Annotated in this window: 22 protein-coding genes and 1 pseudogene; 15 read left to right on the top strand and 8 right to left on the bottom strand. The window is 60.6% G+C overall.

The window, feature by feature from the left end:
- Positions 1-39: 39 nt before the first annotated feature.
- Positions 40-1,404, top strand: a complete 1,365-nt coding sequence (locus tag HPQ62_RS20270) for a four-carbon acid sugar kinase family protein (RefSeq protein ID WP_174804423.1) — start codon at positions 40-42, stop codon at positions 1,402-1,404.
- Here the strand turns inward: HPQ62_RS20270 and nanR are convergent, their stop codons facing one another.
- The 7 genes from nanR to HPQ62_RS20235 form a co-directional block, all read right to left on the bottom strand.
- Positions 1,405-2,121, bottom strand: a complete 717-nt coding sequence (gene nanR / locus HPQ62_RS20265; protein WP_174804422.1) for a transcriptional regulator NanR — start codon at positions 2,119-2,121, stop codon at positions 1,405-1,407.
- Positions 2,122-2,253: 132 nt separating this feature from the next.
- Entirely contained in the window at positions 2,254-3,987 is a 1,734-nt protein-coding gene (locus HPQ62_RS20260) for a D-apionate lactonase family protein (RefSeq protein WP_174804421.1), read from the bottom strand.
- Positions 3,984-5,003, bottom strand: a complete 1,020-nt coding sequence (locus HPQ62_RS20255) for a Gfo/Idh/MocA family protein (RefSeq protein ID WP_174804420.1) — start codon at positions 5,001-5,003, stop codon at positions 3,984-3,986. The genes HPQ62_RS20260 and HPQ62_RS20255 overlap by 4 nt, the downstream gene beginning before the upstream one ends.
- Before the next feature lie 11 nt (positions 5,004-5,014).
- Positions 5,015-6,076: an ABC transporter permease gene (locus tag HPQ62_RS20250; RefSeq protein ID WP_174804419.1), complete on the bottom strand. Its 1,062-nt coding sequence runs from the start codon at positions 6,074-6,076 to the stop codon at positions 5,015-5,017.
- Entirely contained in the window at positions 6,076-7,638 is a 1,563-nt protein-coding gene (locus HPQ62_RS20245) for a sugar ABC transporter ATP-binding protein (RefSeq protein ID WP_174804418.1), read from the bottom strand. The genes HPQ62_RS20250 and HPQ62_RS20245 overlap by 1 nt, the downstream gene beginning before the upstream one ends.
- Complete coding sequence (locus HPQ62_RS20240) at positions 7,635-8,273, bottom strand: DUF2291 family protein (RefSeq protein ID WP_174804417.1); 639 nt, start codon at positions 8,271-8,273, stop codon at positions 7,635-7,637. The genes HPQ62_RS20245 and HPQ62_RS20240 overlap by 4 nt, the downstream gene beginning before the upstream one ends.
- A 70-nt stretch (positions 8,274-8,343) precedes the next feature.
- Entirely contained in the window at positions 8,344-9,279 is a 936-nt protein-coding gene (locus HPQ62_RS20235; RefSeq protein WP_174804416.1) for a D-ribose ABC transporter substrate-binding protein, read from the bottom strand.
- 162 nt (positions 9,280-9,441) lie between these two features.
- Here HPQ62_RS20235 and oiaX point away from each other — a divergent pair, with 162 nt between their 5' ends.
- A complete protein-coding gene (gene oiaX, locus HPQ62_RS20230) occupies positions 9,442-10,689 on the top strand; it encodes a 3-oxo-isoapionate-4-phosphate decarboxylase OiaX (protein WP_174804415.1) in 1,248 nt (415 codons plus the stop codon).
- A 123-nt stretch (positions 10,690-10,812) separates the two neighbouring features.
- Here the strand turns inward: oiaX and HPQ62_RS20225 are convergent, their stop codons facing one another.
- Entirely contained in the window at positions 10,813-11,991 is a 1,179-nt protein-coding gene (locus HPQ62_RS20225) for an ROK family transcriptional regulator (protein WP_174804414.1), read from the bottom strand.
- Positions 11,992-12,306: 315 nt separating this feature from the next.
- On the opposite strand from HPQ62_RS20225, the gene HPQ62_RS20220 reads away from it, so the two are divergent.
- The 13 genes and pseudogenes from HPQ62_RS20220 to HPQ62_RS20160 all read left to right on the top strand — a co-directional run.
- Positions 12,307-13,557, top strand: a complete 1,251-nt coding sequence (locus HPQ62_RS20220; RefSeq protein ID WP_174804413.1) for an ABC transporter substrate-binding protein — start codon at positions 12,307-12,309, stop codon at positions 13,555-13,557.
- Positions 13,558-13,651: 94 nt separating this feature from the next.
- Positions 13,652-14,551, top strand: coding sequence for a carbohydrate ABC transporter permease (locus HPQ62_RS20215; RefSeq protein ID WP_174804412.1), 900 nt, complete (start codon positions 13,652-13,654; stop codon positions 14,549-14,551).
- 11 nt (positions 14,552-14,562) lie between these two features.
- On the top strand, positions 14,563-15,432 hold the full coding sequence (locus tag HPQ62_RS20210) for an ABC transporter permease subunit (protein ID WP_174804431.1): 870 nt from the start codon (positions 14,563-14,565) through the stop codon (positions 15,430-15,432).
- Positions 15,433-15,463: 31 nt separating this feature from the next.
- A complete protein-coding gene (locus HPQ62_RS20205; protein WP_174804411.1) occupies positions 15,464-16,984 on the top strand; it encodes a DUF5060 domain-containing protein in 1,521 nt (506 codons plus the stop codon).
- A gap of 17 nt (positions 16,985-17,001) precedes the next feature.
- A complete protein-coding gene (locus tag HPQ62_RS20200; RefSeq protein ID WP_174804410.1) occupies positions 17,002-18,108 on the top strand; it encodes an ABC transporter ATP-binding protein in 1,107 nt (368 codons plus the stop codon).
- A gap of 42 nt (positions 18,109-18,150) precedes the next feature.
- The gene (locus HPQ62_RS20195) at positions 18,151-18,933 is read left to right on the top strand and encodes an IS5 family transposase (RefSeq protein WP_174804409.1); all 783 of its coding nucleotides are present in this window, start codon (positions 18,151-18,153) and stop codon (positions 18,931-18,933) included.
- An 88-nt stretch (positions 18,934-19,021) separates the two neighbouring features.
- A pseudogene (locus HPQ62_RS20190) lies at positions 19,022-19,943 on the top strand (IS630 family transposase).
- Between the two features lie 132 nt (positions 19,944-20,075).
- Positions 20,076-20,285, top strand: coding sequence for a hypothetical protein (locus HPQ62_RS20185; protein WP_174804408.1), 210 nt, complete (start codon positions 20,076-20,078; stop codon positions 20,283-20,285).
- Positions 20,286-20,312: 27 nt separating this feature from the next.
- Positions 20,313-21,461: an ROK family protein gene (locus HPQ62_RS20180; RefSeq protein ID WP_174804407.1), complete on the top strand. Its 1,149-nt coding sequence runs from the start codon at positions 20,313-20,315 to the stop codon at positions 21,459-21,461.
- A gap of 21 nt (positions 21,462-21,482) precedes the next feature.
- On the top strand, positions 21,483-22,289 hold the full coding sequence (locus tag HPQ62_RS20175; RefSeq protein WP_244629791.1) for an ABC transporter permease: 807 nt from the start codon (positions 21,483-21,485) through the stop codon (positions 22,287-22,289).
- Positions 22,282-23,064 carry an ABC transporter ATP-binding protein gene (locus HPQ62_RS20170; protein WP_174804406.1) on the top strand — a complete coding sequence of 261 codons (783 nt, stop codon included), beginning with the start codon at positions 22,282-22,284 and terminating at the stop codon, positions 23,062-23,064. Before HPQ62_RS20175 ends, HPQ62_RS20170 begins: the two co-directional genes overlap by 8 nt.
- 20 nt (positions 23,065-23,084) lie before the next feature.
- The gene (locus HPQ62_RS20165) at positions 23,085-24,041 is read left to right on the top strand and encodes an aliphatic sulfonate ABC transporter substrate-binding protein (protein ID WP_174804405.1); all 957 of its coding nucleotides are present in this window, start codon (positions 23,085-23,087) and stop codon (positions 24,039-24,041) included.
- Between the two features lie 59 nt (positions 24,042-24,100).
- On the top strand, positions 24,101-24,554 hold a 454-nt coding region (locus tag HPQ62_RS20160; protein WP_174804404.1), incomplete at its 3' end, for a sulfatase-like hydrolase/transferase.

Genomic DNA, 24,554 nt, shown 5'->3' with positions numbered 1-24,554 from the left:
TGATTGAGCCAATTTTCGCAAGCGGGAGCGCATGACGGCATGACAAGCAGTGCAAGGCCCAGACTGGCCTGGTTTGGGGATGATTTCACGGGTTCGGCTGCCGTTATGGAGGTTCTGGCATTCGCGGGGTTGAGCGCGGTCCTGTTTTCCGATGTACCGAGCCCGGCGCTTGCGAGACGCTTTGCCAAGTCCGATGCGCTGGGCATCGCCTCCACCGCCCGCAGTCATGGGCCGGAATGGATGGCGGCCAACCTGCCGGAACCGCTTGCTTGGCTCGATGCCACCGGGGCGGACATCCTGCACTACAAGATTTGCTCGACCTTCGATTCTTCGCAGACCGCCGGCAATATCGGCCGCGCCATCGAGATCGCGCTCGATGTTCGCGCCTCGCAGGCCGTGCCACTGGTAACGGCGGCCCCGCAGATGCGGCGCTACCAGTCATTCGGTCATCTCTATGCCGGGGTTTTCGAGGGCGTCTTCCGTCTCGACCGTCATCCGGTGATGGCCCGTCATCCGGTGACACCAATGGACGAGGCCGACCTGTTGCGCCATCTCGCCCGCCAGACCGACCTTCCCTCCGCTCTGATCGATCTAGAGGCGCTGTGGTCCGGCGCGGCGCGGCAGGCGCTCGACGACGCGATTGCAGCCGGCGCGCGAATCATCTCGCTCGACGACATGGAGCCCGCAAGCGAGCAGTCCGTCGGCCAGTTGATCTGGGAAAACCGTGACAGGCTTCGTCTAGTGGTCGGCTCGCAGGGTCTCGAGTACGCGCTTGTCCGCCACTGGCAGGAAACCGGCGAGATCGCACCGCCGCCGCCGGCAAAAGGCGCAGGTGCGGTGGATCAGATTGCGGCGATCTCCGGCTCCGTATCGCCGAGCACCGCGCGGCAGATCGCATGGTCGGCCGCCAACGGCTTCGATATCATCGCCTTCGATGCGGCAAGCGTGGTCGGCGATGACGCAGGCATCGAAACCGAGATTGCACGCGCCACGGCAGCCGCCCTGAGCGCGGTGGAAACCGGTGCCAGCATTCTGGTTACATCCGCCGCGGGGCCCGACGATCCGCGCGTTGCCGCCTTCATCACGGCCCTTTCCACTTCATCGGTCGATTTCGAAACCGCCAATGCCCGGATAGGCAAGGCGCTCGGCCGCGTCCTAGATCGGGTCCTGCAGCAATCGGGGCTCCGCCGCGCCGTCATCTCCGGCGGCGACACATCCGGCCACGGAATGCGCGTGCTCGGTATTGAGGCGCTCACGGCACTGGCCCCGACGATCCCGGGCGCGGCGCTTTGCCTCGGCCACAGCGAGGGCCGGCACGACGGGCTCCAGATCGCGCTGAAGGGCGGCCAGATGGGTTCGGAAGACTTCTTCGGATGGATTCGCGAGGGTGGCGGACCGCGTTGATCAGCTCTTCATCTGAAAGACGTCGCGGGTGCGCTCAAGATGATGGCGCATTTCCTCGATCGCGCTGTCCACGTCATGATCGGCGATGTGGTCGACGATCTTGTCGTGTTCGGCCAGCGTCAGCTCCTCGCCGCCTGAGCGGTGCAGCAGGCTGACGTGATATTCGAACAGCCAGCCGAGCATGGCATCGGAGACCGAGACAATGATCGGATTATCGGTGAGCGAGGCGATCTTGCGGTGGAACCTCATGTCCGTGCCGATGAAGGCGGTCGCATCGCCGAGCTGGCTGCGCTGAAGCGCCACGAGCGCGCGAAGCTCGGCGATATCGGCCTCGCTCGCCTTTTCGGCCGCCACCCGCACCATGCCGAGCTCGAACATCTGGCGGGCATGCTTGAGGTGATCGAGATTGGCGGGCGCCGCACTTAGAACAAGTCGGGCAAGCTCGTCGGATTGGGTCAGGATCGTCGCCGGGTTGATCTCTTTCACCCGCGAACGCTCGCCGTGATTGATCGTGATCAGGCCGCTGTTGTGCAGCGTTTGCAGCGCCTCGCGCACCGCAGGACGCCCCACGCCGAAGCGTTCCATCAGGTTGCGTTCGGAGGGCATGTAGTCGCCGGGCTTCAACTCGCCGCTGCGGATCATGTCGTGCATCCGTTCCAGCACCTGGTCTGATAGCTTGCGGCGAACAATCCTCTCGCCTGCCCGTGCCCTGTTCATCGCGCCATGCTCTCCGGTGTTGTCGATGCCATCCTTTTAGAAAGATAGTTCTTCCGCGGCAATTAGTTGAGTCCTGTCGCGGCCGCCTTTGCCCATGTATCCAACTCTACGGGCGCCGTGACCGAAATTGCGTCAGCGCCAGTCAAATGGCTGCAATCTGTCAATCGTCCGGTCGGTGAGATTGGCCGTATATTCATGACCGCCTTCAAAGGCGAGCCGCGCAAGGCCGTCCTTGATTGCGGCGGTGGCCACCTTTTTCCCCGCGCATCTTGCAAGCGCTTGCAGGACCCATGCAAGCGGAGAGGGCATGCCATCATCGCGGAAAAGCCCGCGCGGGCCGTAAAGCGCCGCCGGCGTCCAGACCGCAACGTCGAAGGGCGCGAGCGCGGTTGCGAGCCCCAGGGCATAGGCCGCGCCGAAAGCGGCAAAATGGCGCGGATCCTGGTCGGCCATGCAGACCCGGCCCCAGTTGGGATTTGGGATGGTGCGCGCGCCGTAGGGATTTTGCCGCATGGCGATCGTCGCCGGGCCGATCCGATAGGCGCGGTCGCCGATGATCGCCCTTGCGGAGCGGGCGATATGGGGGACCGTCTCCAGCGTTTCGAGCACCGATACATCATCGGCAGCATGTACGATCGGGGACAGGCCGTGGGTGACGAAATCGAGGTGCTGCAGCGGCGGACGCTTGCGGTTCAGCTCTGGAAAGAAGCTCGCCATCCCGCCGCCGCGTGCGATATCGGGAAAGACTTCGGCCGCTGCCGCATGAATTTCGTCCAGCGGCGGGCAGGGCGGCCATTTTGAACCCGGCGGGGTCGACTGGCGATCGACCGAAGGACAGACGAACACCGAAGACGGCGCGAGCCCTGAAGCCGCCACCGCAGCCGCATGGGCCGCGAGTTCGTGGGCCGGGCTTTCGTCGCCATCGAACCGGCAGATCAGCTCGATATCGTAGAAAGGCTGCGGCAGAACGGCCTGAAGCGCCGCGAAGGCCGCGATCTGCGGTCCTGCCGGCTCTGCCGTGGCATCGACATGGCACAGCAACCGCTGCGGGCTGACGATATCGAAATCTCCGCGGTTGGCGGCAAGCCGCAGCGCATCGTTCGCCGTGAGCACCAGCGCCGTCTCGGGAAAGCGGGCGGTGGGCAAATCGTGCCCGGGGGAGGGCGCAACTGCCGCGGGGTCCGCCTTCCAGGAGATCTCCACGGATTGCGACAGGGTTTCGCCGTCGGCGATCTCATAGGGCCATGGCAGCGCCAGCGGGCGGTTATAGGTCTTGTAAGAAGCATCGCCCCATTGCCGCTGGTCCTCCATCTCGAAGACATCGCCGGAAAAGGCGGTCCGTACCTGAAAGCCATTGGCGCGGTGTTCCAGCGTCGCAATGTCCATGAACGGCTGCCAGGGCTCGATCAGCGCCGGAAAGGCTCCATCCTCGACGTTGCCATCGGCGTGGGTAACGCGGGCGCGCGCGCCGGCAACGCTCTCGATCGGGTGCAGAACGGTAAATCCTGCTCGGTTGGTTTCGAAAGGACCCGACGCCCGACCATCGGACTCGACCCTCAGGCTTTCGGCGGTGAGGGTTATGTTGACCGTGACATCAAGCCGGGCATCACCCGAACGGAACACCATCGGGATAGCAAGCCGCAGCGTCTCGCCCCGCTCACGGCTGATTGCGCCGATCTCCGGCACGATCGTGCCCCAGTCGCGATCGCGCGCCAGAAAGGCGACCGAGCGGATGATTTCCGTGCCTCGAACGGAAAGATGACGCAGCGCGCCGTCCTGCAGGCTTACTGTCACGTCGCCGTGGCTGAGGCGTTCGATCGGGGCCGGCAGCTCGGTCGTTCCGAAGAGGGAAAGGGGATCGGTCACATTTCCTCCAGCTTGACTGTGCGGCCTTCGCTTGCGGAAAGATAGGCCGCCTCCACCAGCGCCAGTGTGTTGAGATTGTCGGCGCCGGAGGTTTCCGGGATGCGGCCCTCGCGGAGGCATTCGACGAAATGGCGCTGAATGATCGCCACGCTTTCCTGGATATTGTGCCAGGGCCGCTCCGCCCAGGGCAGAACCGGCGGGGCGACATTGCGGGTCTCGGCCTTGCCGCCGGCCTGGGTCGTCAGTTGGTAGCCGGCATCCAGCCGCAAAGTACCCTCTGTGCCATCGACTTCCAGCAGCGTCTCCGGGAAGGTCTCCGGCTCGCGGCGCGTTGCATAAGAGCAGTCGACCACGCTGGTGACGCCATCCTTGTGGGCGAGTAGCATGGTGGCGACATCCTCGCCGTTGATCTTTGGGTCAACCCGTTTGGTGCTGGCGGTGATCGTCGAGACCTCGCCGAACAAGGCCCGGGCGATATCGAGGATATGGATGCCGAGATCCTCGATGATGAAGCGCTTGCCTTCGGCGAGATAGGGCTGGCCGGCATAGACGTCATAGCCGGAGCGAAACGAGACGCGGCCAAAGAACGGCGTGCCGATCGCACCCGCCCGCAGCGTATCGATCGCTGCGCGTACCGCGGATTGCCAGCGGAAGTTCTCGTGAACCATCAGCACCTTGCCGGCATCTTCGGCAGCTTTGACCATGGCGCGGGCATCCGTCATGTTTTCGGCAAACGGCTTCTGGCAGATGATGTGGATGCCGGCCTCGGCCGCCGCTTCGACCAGCGGTCGGTGCGAGGGGGCAGTGGTGGCGATATCGACGAAATCGAAGCCACCATCGTCCAAGATCTGTTTCGCATCGCTGTAGCGCCGTTCGATCCCGAACTGATCGCCGGCTTCGTTGAGCCGCCCGGCATCGCGGTCGCAGATCGCAACAATCTCGACCCCGTCGATATCCCGCCAGGCGTGAAGCTGATTGCGGGCGAAGAAGCCGCAGCCGATGAGAGCACCCTTCATGATTACCTCTTTCACTTTCCAACAGCGGCTTGCGCCTGCAGCGCGACCCGTGCTTGTACCCGTTGCTGGGCCTGATCGATGACCACGGCGGCGATGATGACGACGCCCTTGATCACGGTCTGCCAGAAGGCCGACACGCCCATCATCACCAGCCCGTCGGACAGCACGCCGATGACGAAGGCCCCGATGATGGTGCCGCCGATCTTGCCGCGGCCGCCGGACATCGAGGTTCCGCCGAGAACGGCTGCGGCGATTGCGTTCAGCTCGAAAGTATCTCCGGTCGCCGGATGGGCAGCAACAAGCTGGGAGGAAATAATGATGCCGACCAGCGCTGCGCAGAAGCCGGAGAACATGTAGACGAAGTATTTGACGTGGGTGACCTTCACGCCAGAAAGCCCGGCCGCGCGCTCATTGCCGCCAACGGCATAGATGAACCGGCCGAGTGGCGTGCGCTTGGCGATATAGGCGGCCAGCAACCCGACGGCAATCAGCATCCAGATCGAGATCGGAATGCCGAGGACGGACCCGGAACCGATGAAACGATAGCTCGCCGAGCCGTATTCGGCACTGCCGGTGAGGTTGGGAAAGGTCTCTCCGTCGCTCGACAACATCGCCGCGCCGCGTGCGATGTAGAGCGTTCCGAGCGTGGCGATAAAGGGGGCAACGTTGAGCTTCGTTATCAGGAACCCGTTCAGCGCGCCGATGGCGATGCCGACAAGAGCAACGATCAGGCAGATTTCCAACGTATTGAACTGCACCGTCCATCCGATGCCGAGGTCGATGCCGTTCAGGAGCAGATAGCCCGCCACCATGCCGCAAAGCCCGACGATCGAGCCCACCGACAGGTCGATGCCGCCGGAGATGATAACGAAGGTCATGCCGATGGCAAGAAACGCGTTGAGCGCCACATGTTTCGACATGATCACGAAATTCGCCGTCGACAGGAAGTTCGGCGCGAAGATCGAAAAGAAAACGAACACAAGGATCAGTGCGATGAAGGTTCTGGCCTTCATCAGCATCAGCAACGCGCTGCTTTGGCCCTGGCCCACGCCGTTTGCGGTCATGTCAGTCATTATGCGGTCTTTCTGTTCAACTGATCGGCGGGTGCATCCGGGTTGTGACCCGCGGCCGATGCCTGTACGAGCTTGGTATCGGTAGCCTCACTGCGATCGAATGTTCCGGTGATCTTGCCATTCGACATCACGATGATCCGGTCGGAGAGGCTCAGCACCTCTTCCAGATCCGACGTGACGAAGACGATGCCGAGACCTTCTGCGGCGAGCTGGCGCATGACGCGGAACACCTCGGCTTTGGCGCCGATATCGATGCCGCGCGAGGGCTCGTCCATCAAGAGCACCTTGGGGCCGGTCATCAGCGCCTTCGAAATCACCACCTTCTGCTGGTTGCCGCCAGACAGCGACGACACCGGATTTTCCGGCGACGCGATCTTGATCACCATGCGCTTGACGAACTCGGCCACACGGCTTTTCTCGGCCTTTAGGTTCATGTGAAAGCCGCGCGTCACAGCACTGAGCGAACTCAGCGTCATGTTCTCGCGGATCGAGAGGATCTGAACCAGTCCGTCATGCTTGCGGTCTTCCGGGATCAGCGCCAGCCCGTGGGCGATGCGATTGGCAACGCGGGGCTTGCCCATCTTCTTCCCGTTCACCCAGACATCGCCGTCGGCCAGATGATGGCGGCCGATGATGGTTTCCAGAAGCTCGGTGCGGCCGGCGCCCATCAGGCCGTAGATGCCGAGGATCTCGCCCTGGCGCAGGCTTAACGAAACGCCGTCGACCACGAAGCCGCCGCCGGAATCCGGCAGTCTTATATTCTCGACCCTCAGCGCCTCCTCGCCAAACGGATGCTCGATCTGCTTGGCGAAGTCCTTCGAGCTGTCGCCGATCATCGAGCGCACGATCCACGGCACGTCAACGCCTTCCATGGAGCGGGCTCCGGTGATCGCGCCATCGCGCAGCACGGTGATGTAATCGCCGACCCGGATCAGCTCATCCATGCGGTGGGAAATATACACGAGGCCAACACCCTCGGCCTTCAACTCGCCGATCACCTTGAACAGGATCTCGACCTCGGTCGCGGATAGCGCCGAGGTCGGCTCGTCGAGGATCAGGATCTTGGCCTTGCGGGCGAGCGATTTGGCAATCTCGACGATCTGTTGCTGGCCGACCTTGAGGTCGCCAACCAGCGTATCGGGATCGATGTTGTGTTCCAGCCGCTTCATCAGACTGCGGGTTTGCGAGCGCTGGGCATCTGCATCAATGTCGAAGCCGTAGCGGGTCTTTTCGTGCGCCATGAAGATGTTTTCGGCGACGGTGAGATTGGGAAACAGGTTGAGTTCTTGAAAGATCATGCCGATGCCATGGCGCTCGGCATCGTCTGTCGAGTTGAACCGAACCTCCTCGCCATCCATCTCGATCCGGCCTTCGGTCAACTGCTCGACGCCGGCGATCACCTTCATCATCGTCGATTTGCCGGCGCCGTTTTCACCGACCAGCACGTTGACCGCGCCCATGCGCAGTTCGAAATCGACCGATTTTAGTGCCACCGTGCCCGGATATACCTTGGTGCCGTCGATGATCCTGAGCCCGACCGGGTGGTGTTCGCCCGCCGTCATGGCGAAACCTCGATGACGGTCGGAACGATTTCCGGCTCCTCGTCCACGCCGCGCAGGGTGAACACGCCGGTAAAGTCGACCGTCTTGCCGACGACATCGCTTTCCGGGATATCGAGCCCGGCATGGGCCCTTTCATTCATGGCGCGGGCGAGCTTGGCGAATTCAATCTGGTCGCGGAAGTCGGTGAAGGTGATGAAGGGCATCGCGTCGCGCAGCGCCGTGCCGCGGATGATCGGGCCGATCTGCAGCGTGACGTCCGGCGCGCCGTCGCCATTCATGTCGACCTGCATCTTCGCCGCCCGGCTGTCGAGCTTGGCTTCGGTCACGGTGCCTTCGCCGCTGACCACGAAGTTCCACGGATTGGCTTCACCATCGGGCCTGAGGCCGTATTTCACGCCGGCAGTATCCACGCCGCTAGCAAGTGCCCGCCGCAGGGTTTCATAATCAACGGTATGCTCGGCGATGACCGGCAAGACCTTGTCCGACCAGTTCTCGTCGGCATAGGCCGCCATGCGGGCCTCATCAGTCTGCGCTTCGGCCTGCTCGGCATCGGGCTTGTCGGTCGGCACCAGCTTGCAGCCGCCAAGAGGCAGTAGAAGCGCAAGAATCGCCGCCGGCAGTTTCATCGCGTGCATGTCACACCCAGAATTTATTCAGAATGATTGTGATGGCAGGGGCCGGCGTTTTGCACCGGCCCCGCACAGATCAGTTTGCAAGCGCGAAGGTTTCAAGCTTGCCGGCGTTGTCGGCAGTGATCAGGACACAGTCCATCAGCTGTTTTTCCGGCTGGCCGGTGGAGCCGGTCTTGATGTACTGGTCGGCCTGCTCAACGGCGAGCTGGGCCTGGCGATAGGCCGGCTGCAGAACGGTCGCCTTGATGCCGTCCTTCATGATCGAGTCGCGCACATCGTTGGAGCCGTCGAAGCCGACGACGATGACATCGGTGCGGCCGGCGGCTTCAAGCGCCGCCCAGGCCCCCATGGCCATGGTGTCGTTGCCGGAGATCACGCCCTTGATGTTGGGGTTGGCCTGGAGGATGGTCTCCATCTTCTCGTAAGCCTCGGTTTGCGACCAGTTGGCCGACTGCTGGGCGACCATTTCGAGTTCCGGATACTGGTCGATGATGTCGTGATAGCCCGAGGAACGAATCCCGGCATTGGTATCGGCTTCGCGGCCAAGAAGCTCCACATATGGCCCTTCCTCGCCCATCAGTTTGACGAATTCCTCAGCACCGAGCTGCGCGCCCTGATAGTTGTTGGAGACGATCTGGCTGACGGCTATGCCGCTTTCCTTGATCTCGCGGTCGATCAGGAAGGACGGAATGCCTGCATCCTTGGCGCGCTGTACCGGCGCCACCGTTGCGTCAGCACCGGCATTATCGACGATAATGGCATCCGCGCCGCGGGCGATCGCGGTATCGAACATTTCCGACTGCTTGTTCGGATCGTCGTCATGGACCAGGATCAGCGTGTCATAACCGAGTTCCTGCGCGCGCGCCTCCGCGCCGACGGCCTCGGCCTTGAAGAACGGGTTGTCATGGCTCGGCGTGATGATCGCGATCAGGCCTTCGGCATGGGCGAAGGCGGGAAGTGCCGTCGACAAGGCGAAAGCCGCCAAAAACAGGCGTCTCTTGAATTTCATAGGTTTTCTCCTCCATCAGTCCATCCCCCACGGATGGCTCTCTCCCTGGATCGCAAAAACGTGTGGTATGACAAATCATTTGTCAACAGGTATGATGAGCATTACAGATGAAAACCAATGGCCGGTCGGCGAGTTTCAGCCACTGAACGATATGAGGAACGCATGAAAGACGACTTTATTCGGGTCACCTATCGCATCGAATGCGCCGGCAGTATCGAGGCGATGGCGGCCAAGATCGCCTCCGACCAGTCAACCGGCACCTTCACCGCGCTTCCGGGCGAGACCGACGCCGTGCGCAAGCGCTGTGCCGCCCGTGTCGAGACGATCGCGCCGCTCGCCGATAGCAAAACCCCCGGTTTTCCAGACAGAGTTGGGGGAGGGCCATACCATCGCGCGGACGTCACGGTCGCCTATCCGCTGGAGGCGATCGGAACAGATATCGCGGCGCTGATGACGATCGCGATCGGCGGTGTCTTCGCAGCCCGCGGGTTGTCGGGCATCCGCGTTATGGATATCGACCTGCCCGACGCCTGGTCCTGTCATCCCGGCCCGCAATTCGGCATTGCCGGATCGCGCCGGCTGATGGGCGTCGAGGCCGGCCCGATGATCGCCTCAATCATCAAGCCCTCGCTCGGTCTTACGCCGGAAGATACAGCCGAGGTGGTGAAAACGCTCTGCGAAGCCGGCGTGGATTTCATCAAGGACGACGAGAAGATGATGAATCCAGGCTACGCGCCGCTGAAGGCGCGGGTCGACGCGATCATGCCGGTGATCCGGGATCATGCCGAGCGGACCGGAAAGCAGGTTATGTACGCCTTTGGCATCTCGTCCGCAGACCCGGACACGATGATGGAAAACCACGACTACGTCGTGAAGAGCGGCGGCAATGCGGCGGTCATCAACATCAACTCGATCGGTCATGGCGGCATGTCGTTTCTGCGCAAGCGCTCCGCGCTCTGCCTCCATGCCCACCGGAATGGCTGGGATATCCTGACCCGTCACCCCGCGCTCGGCATGGAGTTCACCGCCTATCAGAAGATCTGGCGGCTACTCGGAGTCGATCAGTTCCAGATCAACGGCATCCGCGCCAAATATTGGGAACCGGACGAGAGCTTCGTCAAATCCTTCCATGACGTGATGGCGCCGATCTTCTCGGAGAATGACCGGCCGCTGCCCGTGGTCTGTTCGGGGCAATGGGGCGGACAGGCGGTCGAGACCTATGAGCGCACCGGCCGAACGCTCGACCTGATGTATCTCGGCGGCGGCGGCATTCACGGCCATCCGGGCGGGCCGGCCGCCGGCGTGCGCGCCATCCGTCAGGCCTGGGAAGCTGCGGCGTCGGGACAATCATTGGAAGCCTATGCAACCACCCATCCCGATCTTGCGAGCTCACTTGAAAAATGGAGTTAGACCTCGGCGGCCTGGGCAGGGCAAACCTTGCACGTTTCGTGCGCATCCGCAGGTCGTGAACCTCAGGCCTTCAGGAAGAGACCGTTTTGTTCGAAAGCCTGTTCAATCATTGCTTTAGAGTAATCAGCATACGCGACCATGTTGGTGGAGAACGAGTGCTGCAGCTCCCAGAACCGTATCGTCATTGCCCGTGAACTTGCCGACCACAAATTCAGGGATGGGAACATCGGCCGCGGTTTCGGCGCGCTGAACAGCGTTCCTGGAAAAGCTTCGCGTGAGAGCGGAGATGAAGGTTTCTCCGACTGAAGCCAGTTTTCCCGCAACGACAAAAAGCGAAGGGCTTAGGATGGTTGACGTGATGCCCATGGCCCAACCAGCCATTTCGGCGGCATCCTCGACCAGCCGGCTGCATTGTTTGTCGCCCGCCCGCGCGCGCTCCACCAGCTGCTCTATGGATATCTTTTCTTTGGTTGCATCCTCGATCAAACGCACGAGGTTGTGGCCGCCGACATAGGTTTCCAGACAACCGCGATTTCCGCACCTGCAAAGAGGGCCCTGCGGGTTCAGGGTAATATGACCGAACTCCGCGGCGTTGCCGATTGCACCGCGCTGAACGGTACGATCAATGACGATTGCCCCGCCCACGCCCAGGTCGAATTTGAAGAGCACAAAATTCGGTTCGCCGACGGCCACCCCCCAGGTCATCTCGGCAAGCGCGCCGCAGTGGCTTTCATTTTCGGCGTAGATCGGACAATCCAGCGTTCTGGAGAATGCCTCGGCAATGTAGATGCCGGACCATGTCGGCAATACCGAGCCCTTGAGGATGCGTCCTTCATATGAGACCGGCGCGGAAACGGCGAGGCCGACGCCAAGCAGTTCCCCAACGCCGATGTTGAGTTTTGCGCATTCGACATCCAGTTGGCTACGCACGCATGTCGCAGCGTCGTCTGCGCTGTAGTCTCGCGGCAATCCGAACCAGGCATCAGACAGCACATTGTGGGCAAGGTCGCACATGATGATGCGGATTTCTCCCAATCCCAGTAGAACGCCGGCGCAAAACCCCTGAACAGGGTTGAGCGAGAGCATCTGGGTCGGTCGCCCGAAGCCGGCGCTTCGGGTTTCACCGTCAACCACAATACCGCGCTCCCTCAGATCGGTCAGCAAGGTGGATACTGTCGAGCGCGCGAGCCCGGTAGACTTGACGAGGTCGTTGGCACTGACCGATCCGACGGAGGCTATCGCCCTTACAACCTTGCCCGCCGGCGCTTCCGCGTCGCCAAAGAGCTGTCTGAATTCACTCATGAAATGTCCTCCAACATGCTCTTACCTCTCCGTTCGCTGCACTGCAATATTTTTCTGTAAGAAATATATTGGCGATTATGATCCAAAATACGGGCGATTTCATCGCATTAGTGGATGAATTTATTCATATAGGAAAAAAGTGATTGACTCGGACGGTGTGTTTTGCATTTTTATCCGACAAGAAGGAGCGATCGGGAGGCCGCAAGCAGACGAACCTGCGAGGTTGTTTTCCGGATCTGTGGCGATATCGAATTCGGCGCATCGCATGAGCGCACGCCGAGCGGCGAAAGCCGTGTCACCTGAGGAGGAAGCAGAATGAGAAACTTCAAACACTACAAGTCCGTCAGCCTTGCGGCTATCGCTGCAACGGCCATGACTGCCGGCATTGCCAATGCCGCGGATGTGACCTTGTGGACGTTGAACTTTGACAATAACGGCGCAAACGAGGCGCTCAAGCAGGTCGCGGCCGATTTCGAGGCGGCAAATCCGGATATCGATGTCGAGATCGTCCAGCGTGCTGTCGACGAGCATAAGACCGCCCTTCGCGTTGCCGCAGGTTCCGACCGGGGTCCCGATATCTATTTCAGCTGGGCGGGCCTGGGGCTCGGCGGCGAGTATGTGAAGGCCGGCCTTTCCCTGCCGCTTGACAAGTACTACGACGAGTACGGTTGGAGCGATGAACTGCTGCCAGCTGCCGCTGCCTTTGCTGACCTTTACGAAGGCGGAAAGCAGGGCGTCCCGTTCACCTTCAAGGGCGAGGCCGTCTACTACAACAAGAAGTTGTTCGAGAAGGCCGGCATCACCGAGGAACCGAAGACCTACGAAGAGTTTCTGTCGGCCGCCCAGAAACTGAAGGATGCCGGCATTGCGCCCTTTACCTTCGGTGGAACGGTCAACTGGCATGTGATGCGTCTGATGGACGTCATCCTTGAAACGAAGTGCGGCGCTGAAAAGCACGATGCGCTGATGGCAATGACCGCCGACTGGGCGACGGAGCCTTGTGCGACCGACTCCTTTGCTGAATTCGCGAAATGGACGCAGGATTACACGCTTCAACCCTTCATGGGGATCGATAACAAGCAGTCCTACAGCCTGTTCACGGCCGATCGGGCCGCGATGATGCTCGAAGGCGACTGGCTTGTCGGACAGCTGTCGGGCAGCGGCGAGAACCTCGACGACTACGGCATCTTCCCGTTCCCCACCAATACCGATCGTCTCTATGGCTTTGCCGAATACAACTACATCAGCACGAAGAGCGATGACCCCGACGCTGCCGCCAAGTTCCTGGACTATCTCCTGTCGACCGATGTACAGCAGCGCGTGTTGGGCAAGATCAGCGCGATCTCGGTCAACAAGAATGTGAAGTACGACAATCTGTCCCCGCTTGAAGCCGAGTGGCTCGATATCTTCAATACCTATGACCAAGTCTACATGAACGGCGACCAGGCGTTCCCGCTCGATGTCACCACGGAGTACTTCCGCGTCATCAATGATGTCGCATCCGGCAACATGGATCCTGCAGAAGCTGCGGAAGCGCTGCAGACCTTCATTTCCAACAGAAGCTGATCCTCCCGAGGTGCAGGTTGATCGACATTTATGTCGGTCGGCCTGCGCGCTTTACGAACTGGCGACGCTGCGACCGCTTTGCCCAGAGGAACGAATGTCCTTAACAAAACCCTCCCAAGACCCTCGTTTCGAAGCGTTGGTACTGCTTGTGCCTGCGCTGGCGATCTACGCCATATTCGCCCTCTACCCCATGGTGAATGTGGTCGCACTGAGTTTTCAGAAGTGGAACGGCCTCGATCCGGTTCGCCAGTTTGTCGGCTTTGAAAACTACAACGCCATTTTCACCAAGGATCCGGTCTTCTGGGTTGCTTTTCGCAATACCATCATCTGGACATTGATGAGCCTTGCATTCCCGCCGGTGATCGGCCTCCTGCTTGCACTTGGTCTCAACCAGAAAATCTTCGGGCGCAACAGTCTGCGCGCGATCTTCTATCTGCCCGTCATCATCGCGCCGATCGCCGTCGCCACGATGTGGAAGTGGATGTACGACCCGTTTTTCGGTCTTTTCAGCCAGTTGCTGACGAACTGGGGTCTCCAGGGGTGGATACAGGACTGGTTGGGCGACAGGGACATTGCCCTTTATTCGGTCTTCGTCGCCTATCTCTGGCAGACGGTCGGGTTTTCGATGGTGCTGTTTCTCGCCGGGCTCCAAAGCGTATCGCAGACGTTGGTCGAAGCCGCCCATATCGATGGCGCCGGGCGATGGGCCGTCTTCCGGCATGTGACCCTGCCGGCATTGCGCCCGACGCTGACGATCGTGATCGTCCTTTCGCTGATCACGTCTCTCAAAGCCTTTGACATCGTCTACGGTTTGACGGGCGGCGGTCCGGCTCAAAGCACGCAGATGCTGGCACTGTGGGCGTTCACGCAGGCCATGCAGATCTTCGATTTCGGACGCGGCGCGGCAATCTCCGTGGTGCTTCTGCTGATCACGCTCGCGATCGTCATTCCCTATATGCGTTGGTCCCAGAAGAACGAGGAGCAGGAATCGTGAGCAACCTTTCCGTGCAACCGTCCGAGGTAAGCAAGGCAGAAGACCGCAGCCCCCCCAGCCGCGATCCCGTCATCATCGGCCTCTGGATCGCGCTCGCTCTCCTTGCCCTGATCTGGGTGGCGCCATTCGTGTTCATCGTCTTCACATCCCTGAAAACGCCGGCCGCGGTGACGGGCACGGGGGCTTTCATACCCCCCACTGATATGGCCTGGGACAATTACACATCGGCCTGGAACCGGGGCAATTTCGCGGGTTCGTTCCTGAACAGCGTCATCATTACGGTCGTCAAGGTGCCGCTCGGCCTCGTGCTTTCGGCCATGGCAGCCTATGCGTTCGCCAAGATCCGGATGCGTTTCGGCAAGGTTCTGCTGCTGCTCGTGGTCTTCGGCACCATGATCCCGTTTCAGGTGATGCTTGCGCCCTTGTTCACGCTGGTGAACTCACTGGGCCTCATCGACACGTATGCAGGGGTCATCCTTCCCTACATCGCCTTTGGCGTGCCTTATCAGGTGTTCATCCTGCACAGCTTCTTCAAAGGCATCCCAAAGGAATTGTCGGAAGCGGCGCTGATCGATGGCGCGTCCCATTTCACGATCTTCAGGCGCATCTTCCTGCCTGTCTGCCTGCCGGTCCTGGCGGCGCTGCTTATACTCGATTTCGTATCGACCTGGAATGAGTTCGCAATGGCGCTGGTTCTGCTTCAGGACCAGGACATGTGGACGCTGCCGCTCGGCCTGATGTCATTTCAGGGCCAATTCTCAAGCAATTACGGACAGCTCAATGCGGCGATCGTGATGACCGTTCTGCCCGCGACGATCGTCTACCTGCTGTTCCAGCGCTATTTCGTCTCCGGCCTGACGTCCGGCGCGGTCAAGGGCTGAGACGCTAAACTGTTTCCCAAGGAGTAAGTTAATGTCTGATGCACATGTCGAGAAATGGAGCGTTTTCGAGACGTCCTTCGAAGGCCCCTCGAGCGGAAATCCGTTTGTCGACGTCAGCTTTGATGCCATTTTCGTGCACAAGAGCCGGGAAATCCGCGCGCCCGGCTTCTACGATGGCGAAGGTGTCTATCGGGTCCGTTTCATGCCGGATACGGAGGGCGTCTGGAGCTACCGGACGCGCTCGCAAACCCCAGCCCTTGATGGTCAGACGGGCTCGTTCACCGTGGTGGCGGCGTCAGACGGCAATCATGGTCCGGTCCGTGTTCGCAACAGGTTTCACTTTGGCTATGAGGACGGGACCCCGTTCTTCTCGTTCGGCACGACTTGTTATGCGTGGGTCCACCAACCGCTCGACATGCAGAAGCAAACGCTTGAGACGCTGAAGAAAACCGGCTTCAACAAGATCCGCATGGGGATTTTCCCGAAGGATTACCCGTATAACACCAACGAGGCGCTGTTCGACTGCTTTGAGCGGGGGGCGGACGGCGAACTGGATTTCAACCGGCCCAATCCGGTGTTTTTCAGGCATTTCGAAAGTCAGGTCGCAGCACTCTGCGCGCTCGGGATCGAAGCCGACATCATCGTGTTTCATCCCTATGACCGGTGGGGCTATGCGGACATGTCCGAGGAACAGGACTACCGCTATGTGGCCTACCTCGCCGCGCGGCTGGCTGCGTACAGAAACGTCTGGTGGTCTCTGGCCAACGAATACGACTTTCTCCTTGATACCAAGCCGATGTCGCGTTGGGACCGCTTCTTCCATATCCTTGAAGAAGACGATCCCTTTCAACATCTGCGTTCGATCCACAATGGCGACGTCACGGCCAATTACGATCACCGCAAGCCGTGGGTCACGCATGTCTGCATCCAGAATCCTGATGTCAAACTGACGCAGGAATGGCGGAACACCTATGGCAAGCCCGTCGTCAACGACGAGCCGGAATATGAGGGCGACATCCTCGAGTGCTGGGGAAACCTGACGCCCAGGGAACTGGTGCATCGGTACTGGATCACGATGACCCGCGGCGGTTATGTCGGGCATGGCGAAACATATTCCGATCCGCAAGATCTGATCTGGTGGGCCAAGGGCGGAAAGCTTCATGGCGAGGCATGGCAGCGCATTGCCTTTCTGCGGGACATCCTGGAGCAGGACGTCAAGCACGGTCTTGAACCCATCGGGCCGGTGACGCAGTGGCCCTGGTCCCGCGCTTCGGGAGCGCGCGACGGTGATGGCGATTTCAGGCTGATCTATCTCGGCGAGCACCAGCCGGTTGTCTGGTCGTCGGGTCTGCCGCTGGATGACGGTGACTATGACGTCGACGTCATCGACACCTGGGAAATGACGGTGACCCCTGCGGAACAGATCGCGGCCCCTGTCACCCATCCCGTGCGTCACGGGGCGATTGTGCGCGGCGGCAAGGCGGATGCGGCCTTCGGCGTCAAGTTGCCGCGAAAGCCCAATCTGGCGTTGCGTGTTCGGAAAAAACGATAACGGGCGGAGTGAAGCCGATGTCAACCTTGAGCATCAATAACGTCAAGAAGTCCTTCGGCGAGGTCGACATCATTCATGGTGTCGATGTCGAGATCGATGATGGCGAGTTCGTCATTCTGGTCGGACCATCCGGATGCGGCAAATCCACATTGCTGCGGATGATTGCCGGCCTGGAAACGATCTCTTCGGGTGAGATCATTATCGGCGGGCGCGTCGTGAACAACCTTCGGCCGAAGGATCGCGACATTGCGATGGTGTTCCAGAATTACGCGCTTTATCCGCAGATGACCGTCGCGCAGAACATGGGCTTTGCTCTGGAGCTTGCCGGGGCCAAGAAGGAGGAAATCCGCAAGAAGGTTGGAGAGGCCGCCGACATTCTGGGGCTCGAGCCGCTTCTGGATCGCAAACCGTCGCAATTGTCGGGCGGCCAACGCCAGCGCGTCGCCATGGGGCGCGCGATCGTGCGCGACCCGAAGGTCTTCCTGTTTGACGAGCCCTTGTCCAACCTCGACGCCAAGCTTCGCGTGAAGATGAGGGCCGAGATCAAGTCGCTGCATCAGCGGCTGAAGACGACGATCGTCTACGTCACCCACGACCAGATCGAGGCGATGACGATGGCCGACAAGATCGTGGTTCTCCAGGGCGGTCGCGTCGAACAGATCGGCACGCCGCTCGAACTCTACGATCGGCCGAAGAACATCTTTGTCGCAGGTTTCCTCGGGTCACCCGCCATGAATTTTCTGGAAGGCGTGATAGAGGATGGCGGCACTTTCGTGCTGAAGGGAGGCGCGCGCGCGGCCCTTCATTCCACCCCGGCCGTTGCTGATGGCGCGCCGCTTGTGCTCGGAATCAGGCCGGAGGACCTTGCCCTTTGCGCGGAGGACGGGATTGATGCCGTCGTAAAGGTGATAGAGCCGACCGGTTCCGAAACCCATGTCGCTGTAGAGGTCGAGGGGCAGGAATTGACCTGGGTGGTGCGCGATCGCGTCGACCTGAGCTTCGGGCAAACGGTGAAACTCTCCCTAAAAACGTCGAATGCCCACTTTTTTGACAAGGCAACGGAAAGAAGGCTAGGCGGTGTGGACGGATTGCCGCAGTTTGAAGAAATGGGATTCCCCTGCTGAGCTTTGTCTGATTCATGGGATATCGACTGATTGGAGGTCGGCATGAGTACGAAGATGACTGAGGACGACTGGGATGTCGCGCTTGAGGTATTCCGGACGTCACTGCCCCGCTGGGGCGACAAAGGCTGGGATGACCGACTTTTTCTGGAGACCCTTCATAATTTCGCGGTTCACAATATCACTTGGAGCGCCCTGCCGGAGCGCTTCGGCAAATGGAATAGCGTCTGGAAACGGTTCGACCGACTGAGCAAGGGCGGCAACTTCGATCTCTTCTTCGAACATCTGGCCTCTCTGTCCTCCACGGCCAGTCTGGTTCAGATGTTCGATTCCACGATCGTCAGCGCTTATGTTTCGGCTGCTGGCGCAAAGGGAGGGCAGAAAGGTCAGGCGCTCGGCCGATCACGCGGCGGTTTCACGACCAAAATCCATCTGAAGACGGATTTCGACGGGCTGGCAATCGCATTCGGTCTGGCCGGTGGCGAAAAAGGCGATGCTCCGCATTTCCGGATCCTGTTGGGCCTCGGTCCCGACACAACACCCCGCGCGGTTGTCGCGGACAAGCGCTATTCCAGCAAGGCTAACCGCAACGCAGCTCGTTCTCGCGGCGCCATTCCAGTGATCCCGCATAAAACCAACGAGAAAGACAGGCCCGTCCGCTTTGTAAAGGCCATATACCGAGGCCGTGCCCGCATCGAGCAGGCTGTCGAAAAGCTTAAGCGCTTCAAACGGGTTGCTCTGCGCTGTGAGAAAACCAAACGCGATTTTTCAGCCATCGTTGCAATCGCGGCAGCGTTCAACCTCATCAAATCCGTCCACACAGCCTAGAGCGGTTCTGAGTTTGACGGAATCAAAGGGATTCCCCTTTTGCTTTTTTGTGATTCAAGATGCTGGCTGGGCAGGAGGCCAGCATCTGATGACAGCACCCCTTTCCAATGATCTTCGAAAGCGCGTGGTTCTTGCCATTGAGGATGGCGAAAGCTGCCGCTCGGTGGCTTCCCGCTTTGGAGTTTCCGTGTCTGCCGCAGTGAAGTGGTCGCAGCGCTACCGGGCGACCGGTTCGGTCGCGCCCGGCAAGATGGGCGGCCATCGCAAGCGTATTCTGGAACCGCACCGGGCCTTCATCATCGAGCGCATCAACCAGACCTCGCATCTGACGCTGCATGGGCTGAAGGATAAACTGGCTGCGCGTGGCGTAAAGGTCTCGCACGATACGGTCTGGAAGTTCCTGCGGCGCGAGGGTCTCAGCTTCAAAAAAACACTGTTCGCCCTTGAGCAGGCGCGCGCCGACATCGCCAGACGGCGACAGCGCTGGCAGACTTTGCAGGCCGGCCTCGATCCCGGCAGGCTGGTGTTCATCGATGAAACCTGGATCAAGACCAATATGGCGCCGCTCAGGGGGTGGGGCAAACGCGGCAAACGCCTTCGGGGCTTTGCGCCGCATGGCCATTGGCGAACCCTGACCTTTCTCGGCGCCTTGCGTCTTCGACGGTCCGATCAACGGCCAGTGCTTCCAAGCCTATGTCGAGCAGATCCTCGTGCCCACTCTCAAGCCCGGTGATATCGTCGTCATGGACAATCTCGGCAGCCACAAGTCAGCCTCGATCCGCAAGGCCATCAGAGCGGCAGGCGCAAGGCTCTGGTTCCTGCCGTCCTATTCGCCCGACCTCAACCCGATCGAGCAGGCGTTCGCCAAGATCAAACACTGGATGCGAATACTTCAGAAACGAACCGTAGAGGATACATGGCGTGCCATCGGTCGCCTTGTCTCGACCATCAAGCCGCAAGAATGTGCAAACTATCTCGAAAATGCTGGATACGCTTCCGTAAAAAACTGAAACGCTCTAGGTGGCGCAAAGCCGGGCCAGTTTCTGATACTCTCGCTGCAAGGTCGGCAGCTTCAGGCTCTGGCAATAGTGACACGGCCGAACTGTTCCCGAAGAGACGAAAAAACTATGTAATTCAGAGTAATGACCTCCTACGTGGCGGCGCTATTGAGCATCATCGCGATAATTCTCGGTCAAGCCAATGCCTACCACCAGGAAGTAAACGTTCTGCTGTTCTCGGTGCCGTCCGCGCAGGGTTTGCAGAAACGCGAAGGCGACTTCGCGGCGCAAACTGGCATCAAGGCGAATATCAACCCATCCAGAGTTGACAGTCCTCATCATTTACTTCACTAAGTAAGGAAAATAAATATTGGAGGCACCGTGAGGAGCGGAAGCGGAGAGATACTGACCAGGTTGCGAGACCAAGGCGCGATGTCGCGCGCCGAGCTGTCGCGCGTGACCGGCATTTCGTCCGCTGGCGTCACGAAAATCATGACGCAGATGATCCGCGAAGGTTTGGTGCGCGAGTGCGATCCCGCGGGCGCGTTCAGCATCGGGCGGCCCGCAACAACCTTGGAAATCTGTCCCGAGGCTCGTCATGTTCTCGGCATTCATCTGGGAGCAGGGCAGGTCCATATTGCGCTGTCTGATGCGGCGCTCAATCTTTCCCACACGCGAAGCATCACCTACGATCTGACGGAACCTGTCGAAGATTTGATCGCGCGCGTTTCGGATCTCGCCCGCAACGTTCTTCGCGACGGCGCCCTTCCTTTCAACCAAATCCTCGGTGTCGGCGTCGGCGTTCCCGGTGGCGTCGACCCGGCCCGGCGCGTCAATACGCATTCCGTGCTGACGGGATGGAAAGGGATTGCCTTTGCGGAGGCGTTCGAGCAATCGCTCGGTCTTCCGGTCGTGCTGGAGCACAATGCTACAGCCATGGCGATGGCCGAAGCCTGTTACGGTGCGGGCCGGGCTGCTGATAGCATTCTCTATCTTCTGCTTGGCAAAGGCATTGGCGGCGGTTTCGTGCAGACCGGAGCCGCCGCGCGACGCAGCGTCGTCGAGATCGGCCACATCGTCGTGGAACCGGGCGGACGGCCCTGCCGATGCGGCGGGCGCGGCTGTCTTGAACGTTCCTTCTCGGAAGAGCCGCTCAGCGCGCTTGTCGGCAATCCCGATCTTCCCCGGTCGGCATTGGTTGCGGCCGCCATGGAGCGGCCGGAATGGCCGCAACTTTACGAGTATCTGCTTCAGGCCATGTCCACGACCGTCACCCTTTTCGGTCCCGAGCGGGTCGTGCTGGGCGGCGATTTCAACGGTGCGCCCGAGCGGTTCTTCGCGGAGCTGCGACGGGATCTGCCGCCACGGGTGATGCCCCAGCAGCGGCTGAAGCTTGCGATCGAACGCACGAGCCTCGACGAGCCGGTCGGCGTGCAGGGCGCGGCCGGCGTCGCGCTTGACCAATTTCTTTATTCAAACGGCCCCTTGGCCGCCGCGCGGATGTCTCACCGGCAATCTGCGCGCGTTTAGGGTCGGTCACGGGAGGAACGAATGAGCGTTGCAGAAGACCTCGACATTGCCGAACCGCGCAGGGACTTCGTGTTCGGTTCGCCGAAATTTCTCTGGGGGATTGTGTCCTTTGCCTGCGGCATCGGGCTGTGGTGGCTTGCTACGGCCTCCGGCGTATCCGTGCTGCCAACGCCCCTGACGGTTTTTCAGCGCATGATCGAGCTCGCCGTCTCCGGTCAGCTCTGGCTCGACATGTTCGCTTCGCTTCGCCGCGTGCTGATTGGCTTTCTCATCGGCTCGCTTATCGCTGTCCCCGTTGGTTTTCTCATGGGGTGGTACAAGATTGCCCGGGCGATCATCGACCCGTGGATCCAGTTCTTCCGCGTCATCCCGCCGCTTGCCATCATTCCGCTGGCGATCGTCACGCTCGGCATCGACGAGAAGCCGAAGATCTTCGTGATCTTTCTCGCCGCATTCCTGTCCTCCGTGGTGTCGACCTATCAGGGCGTGATCAGCGTGGACCGGACCTATATCAATGCCGCGCGGGTGCTTGGCGCCGGCGACCGGGTAATCTTCACCCAGATCATCATTCCAGCGTCGACGCCGTTCATTCTGGTGGGCTTTCGGATCGGTCTCGGTTCGGCCTGGGCGACCGTCGTCGCCGCCGAACTCATTGCCGCTCAATCCGGCCTTGGCTTCCGCATGCAACAGGCGCAGCTCTACTACGATCTGCCGACGATCTTCGTCAGCCTCATCGCCATCGGCATTCTCGGCCTGATCATGGACCGCATTGTCGTGCGTGCCGAAGAGCGCCTGACCCACTGGCAGGAAAGAATCCATCATGACTGATCCAAACCCCAAGATTGCATTTCGCAATGTGAGCAAGTCCTTCGGCGAAGGCGACAAGGCGTTTGTGGCGCTCAGGGACGTGACGCTAGATATCGCCGATGGCGAGATCGTCACGGTGGTCGGGCCGTCGGGCTGCGGCAAGTCGACGGCGATGAACATCGTGGCGGGGCTTGCAGGCGTCACTTCGGGCGAATGCCTGGTCAATGGTAAGGTGGTCAACGGCCCCGGTCCCGATCGCGGCGTCATCTTCCAGCAATACGCGCTGTTTCCCTGGCTGACCGTGATCAAGAATGTCGAGTTCGGCCTCAAGCTCCAGGGCATGGGCCGGGAGGAGCGCCGCGAGCGCGCGCTGCACTACCTCGATCTCGTCGGGCTCAAGGATTTCGCCGAGGCCTATCCGAAGACGCTTTCGGGCGGCATGAAGCAGCGCTGCGCCATCGCAAGGGCCTATGCCGTCAATCCGAGCGTGCTGTTGATGGACGAACCTTTCGGGGCGCTTGATGCGCTGACGCGGGTCAAGCTGCAGGATCAGCTGCTCGATACCTGGTCGAAGGACAAGCGGACGGTGATGTTCATCACCCATGATGTCGACGAGGCCGTCTACATCGCCCACCGCGTCATCGTTCTTGCGGCCCGTCCCGGGCGCCTGCAGGAAATCATCAATGTCGATCTGCCGTTTCCGCGAACCGAGGAGATCCGGCTGTCGCCTGAATTCACCGAAATCAGAAACAATGTCTGGCGGGCGGTCTATGACCGTTCCCAACAGGCAGCATGAACAAAACGGAGGAAAAAGTCATGCTGAAGAAACTCGTTCTGATGGCCGCGGTTGCCGCCGCCGCCCTTACCGGCCCGGCCAGCGCCGCGGATCTCGACAAGATTCGGATGGGCTATATCGCCGATTATTTCGGCACCAGCGTTGCGGCGATCGCGACGGAGGAGGATCTCTGGGCCAAGCACGGTCTGGAGGCAGACCTCAAGGTCTTCACCAACGGCCCGATTCAGGTCCAGGCGCTCAATGCCGGCTCGCTCGATTTCGCCTATATCGGCCCCGGTGCGCTGTGGCTGCCGGCGAGCGGCCAGGCCAAGGTCATTGCCGTCAATGCGCTCGGCTACACCGACCGCGTGATCGCCCAGCAGGGCATCGACAGCATCGCCGATCTGAAGGGCAAGAAGGTCGGCGTGCCGGAAGGAACATCCGGCGACATGCTGCTGCGGCTGGCACTCGAAAAGGCGGGCATGACGCTCGACGATATCGACGTGATCCCTATGGATCCCTCGACCGTCGTTACAGCCTTTGCGTCGGGGCAAGTGGATGCGGCCGGTATCTGGTACCCCTTCGTCGACGTCATCAAGAAGCGCGTTCCGGACCTGAAGGAGCTGAGCTCCAACGAGGACTTCTTCCCCGATATCGCGTTTCCGTCGAGCTTCATCGTCAGCGACGCCAAGGCCAGTGATGCCGACGTCATCAAGAAGGTCGATGCAGTGATCAAGGAGGCCATCGACTTCCGCCGCCAGAACCCGGAAGAGTCGGTTGAAATCACCGCGTCGTTCCTGAACGTCCCGGCAGAGCCGCTGATGGCGGAATCGAAGCTCGCCCGTCTGCCGTCGAGCGCCGAACTGGTGGAACTGACCCGCTCCGGCAAGGTCGACAACTGGTTCGACACGCTGGCCGGTCTCTATGCCGATTTCGGCAAGATCGAAAACCCGCTTCCGGCTTCGGAATTCTACCTCGGCGAGCTTTACGCCGACTAATCGTCCCGGCGGGGCGGCCATGTCCGGCCGCCCCGTTTCTTCATGCATCAGGAGCCTTGATGACCCGCCCCAACATCATCTTCATCATGTCCGACGACCATGCCTCGCGCGCCATTTCGGCCTACGGCGCGGGGATCAACCATACGCCGAACCTCGACCGTTTGGCGAAGGAAGGCGTGCGTCACGATGCGACCTATGTGACCAATTCGATCTGCACCCCGTCCCGCGCGGCGATCCTGACGGGAACGCATAACCATGTGAACGGCGTGACGACACTTTCGACCCATATCGACAATCGCCTGCCCAATGTCGCCAAGGCCTTGAAGGCCGGCGGATACGCGACCGCGATTTTCGGCAAATGGCATCTGGGCGAAGGCCCGGCCCACGAGCCGACGGGTTTTGACGAATGGGCGGTCGTGCCGGGGCAGGGCGATTACTGGGATCCGGGCTTCCATTTTCCCGATGGCTACCGCCGCGTGCCGGGCTATGCCACCGACGTGATCACCGACATGT

The sequence above is a fragment of the Martelella limonii genome, assembly GCF_013344475.1.
Classification (GTDB): Bacteria; Pseudomonadota; Alphaproteobacteria; order Rhizobiales; family Rhizobiaceae; genus Martelella; species Martelella limonii.
Note: the sequence above shows the minus strand (reverse complement) of the source record. Positions and strands in the feature narration are given on the sequence as shown.

Excerpts from the sequence above, each read along its gene's own strand:
- HPQ62_RS20165 (WP_174804405.1), top strand. The coding sequence starts at position 23,085 with ATGCTGAAGAAACTCGTTCTGATGGCCGCGGTTGCCGCCGCCGCCCTT.
- HPQ62_RS20220 (WP_174804413.1), top strand. The coding sequence starts at position 12,307 with ATGAGAAACTTCAAACACTACAAGTCCGTCAGCCTTGCGGCTATCGCT.
- HPQ62_RS20240 (WP_174804417.1), bottom strand. The coding sequence starts at position 8,273 with ATGCACGCGATGAAACTGCCGGCGGCGATTCTTGCGCTTCTACTGCCT.
- HPQ62_RS20235 (WP_174804416.1), bottom strand. The coding sequence starts at position 9,279 with ATGAAATTCAAGAGACGCCTGTTTTTGGCGGCTTTCGCCTTGTCGACG.
- HPQ62_RS20170 (WP_174804406.1), top strand. The coding sequence starts at position 22,282 with ATGACTGATCCAAACCCCAAGATTGCATTTCGCAATGTGAGCAAGTCC.
- HPQ62_RS20195 (WP_174804409.1), top strand. The coding sequence starts at position 18,151 with ATGAGTACGAAGATGACTGAGGACGACTGGGATGTCGCGCTTGAGGTA.
- HPQ62_RS20225 (WP_174804414.1), bottom strand. The coding sequence starts at position 11,991 with ATGAGTGAATTCAGACAGCTCTTTGGCGACGCGGAAGCGCCGGCGGGC.
- HPQ62_RS20175 (WP_244629791.1), top strand. The coding sequence starts at position 21,483 with ATGAGCGTTGCAGAAGACCTCGACATTGCCGAACCGCGCAGGGACTTC.
- oiaX (WP_174804415.1), top strand. The coding sequence starts at position 9,442 with ATGAAAGACGACTTTATTCGGGTCACCTATCGCATCGAATGCGCCGGC.
- HPQ62_RS20215 (WP_174804412.1), top strand. The coding sequence starts at position 13,652 with ATGTCCTTAACAAAACCCTCCCAAGACCCTCGTTTCGAAGCGTTGGTA.
- HPQ62_RS20270 (WP_174804423.1), top strand. The coding sequence starts at position 40 with ATGACAAGCAGTGCAAGGCCCAGACTGGCCTGGTTTGGGGATGATTTC.
- HPQ62_RS20245 (WP_174804418.1), bottom strand. The coding sequence starts at position 7,638 with ATGACGGCGGGCGAACACCACCCGGTCGGGCTCAGGATCATCGACGGC.
- nanR (WP_174804422.1), bottom strand. The coding sequence starts at position 2,121 with ATGAACAGGGCACGGGCAGGCGAGAGGATTGTTCGCCGCAAGCTATCA.
- HPQ62_RS20185 (WP_174804408.1), top strand. The coding sequence starts at position 20,076 with ATGACCTCCTACGTGGCGGCGCTATTGAGCATCATCGCGATAATTCTC.
- HPQ62_RS20250 (WP_174804419.1), bottom strand. The coding sequence starts at position 6,076 with ATGACTGACATGACCGCAAACGGCGTGGGCCAGGGCCAAAGCAGCGCG.
- HPQ62_RS20200 (WP_174804410.1), top strand. The coding sequence starts at position 17,002 with ATGTCAACCTTGAGCATCAATAACGTCAAGAAGTCCTTCGGCGAGGTC.
- HPQ62_RS20255 (WP_174804420.1), bottom strand. The coding sequence starts at position 5,003 with ATGAAGGGTGCTCTCATCGGCTGCGGCTTCTTCGCCCGCAATCAGCTT.
- HPQ62_RS20205 (WP_174804411.1), top strand. The coding sequence starts at position 15,464 with ATGTCTGATGCACATGTCGAGAAATGGAGCGTTTTCGAGACGTCCTTC.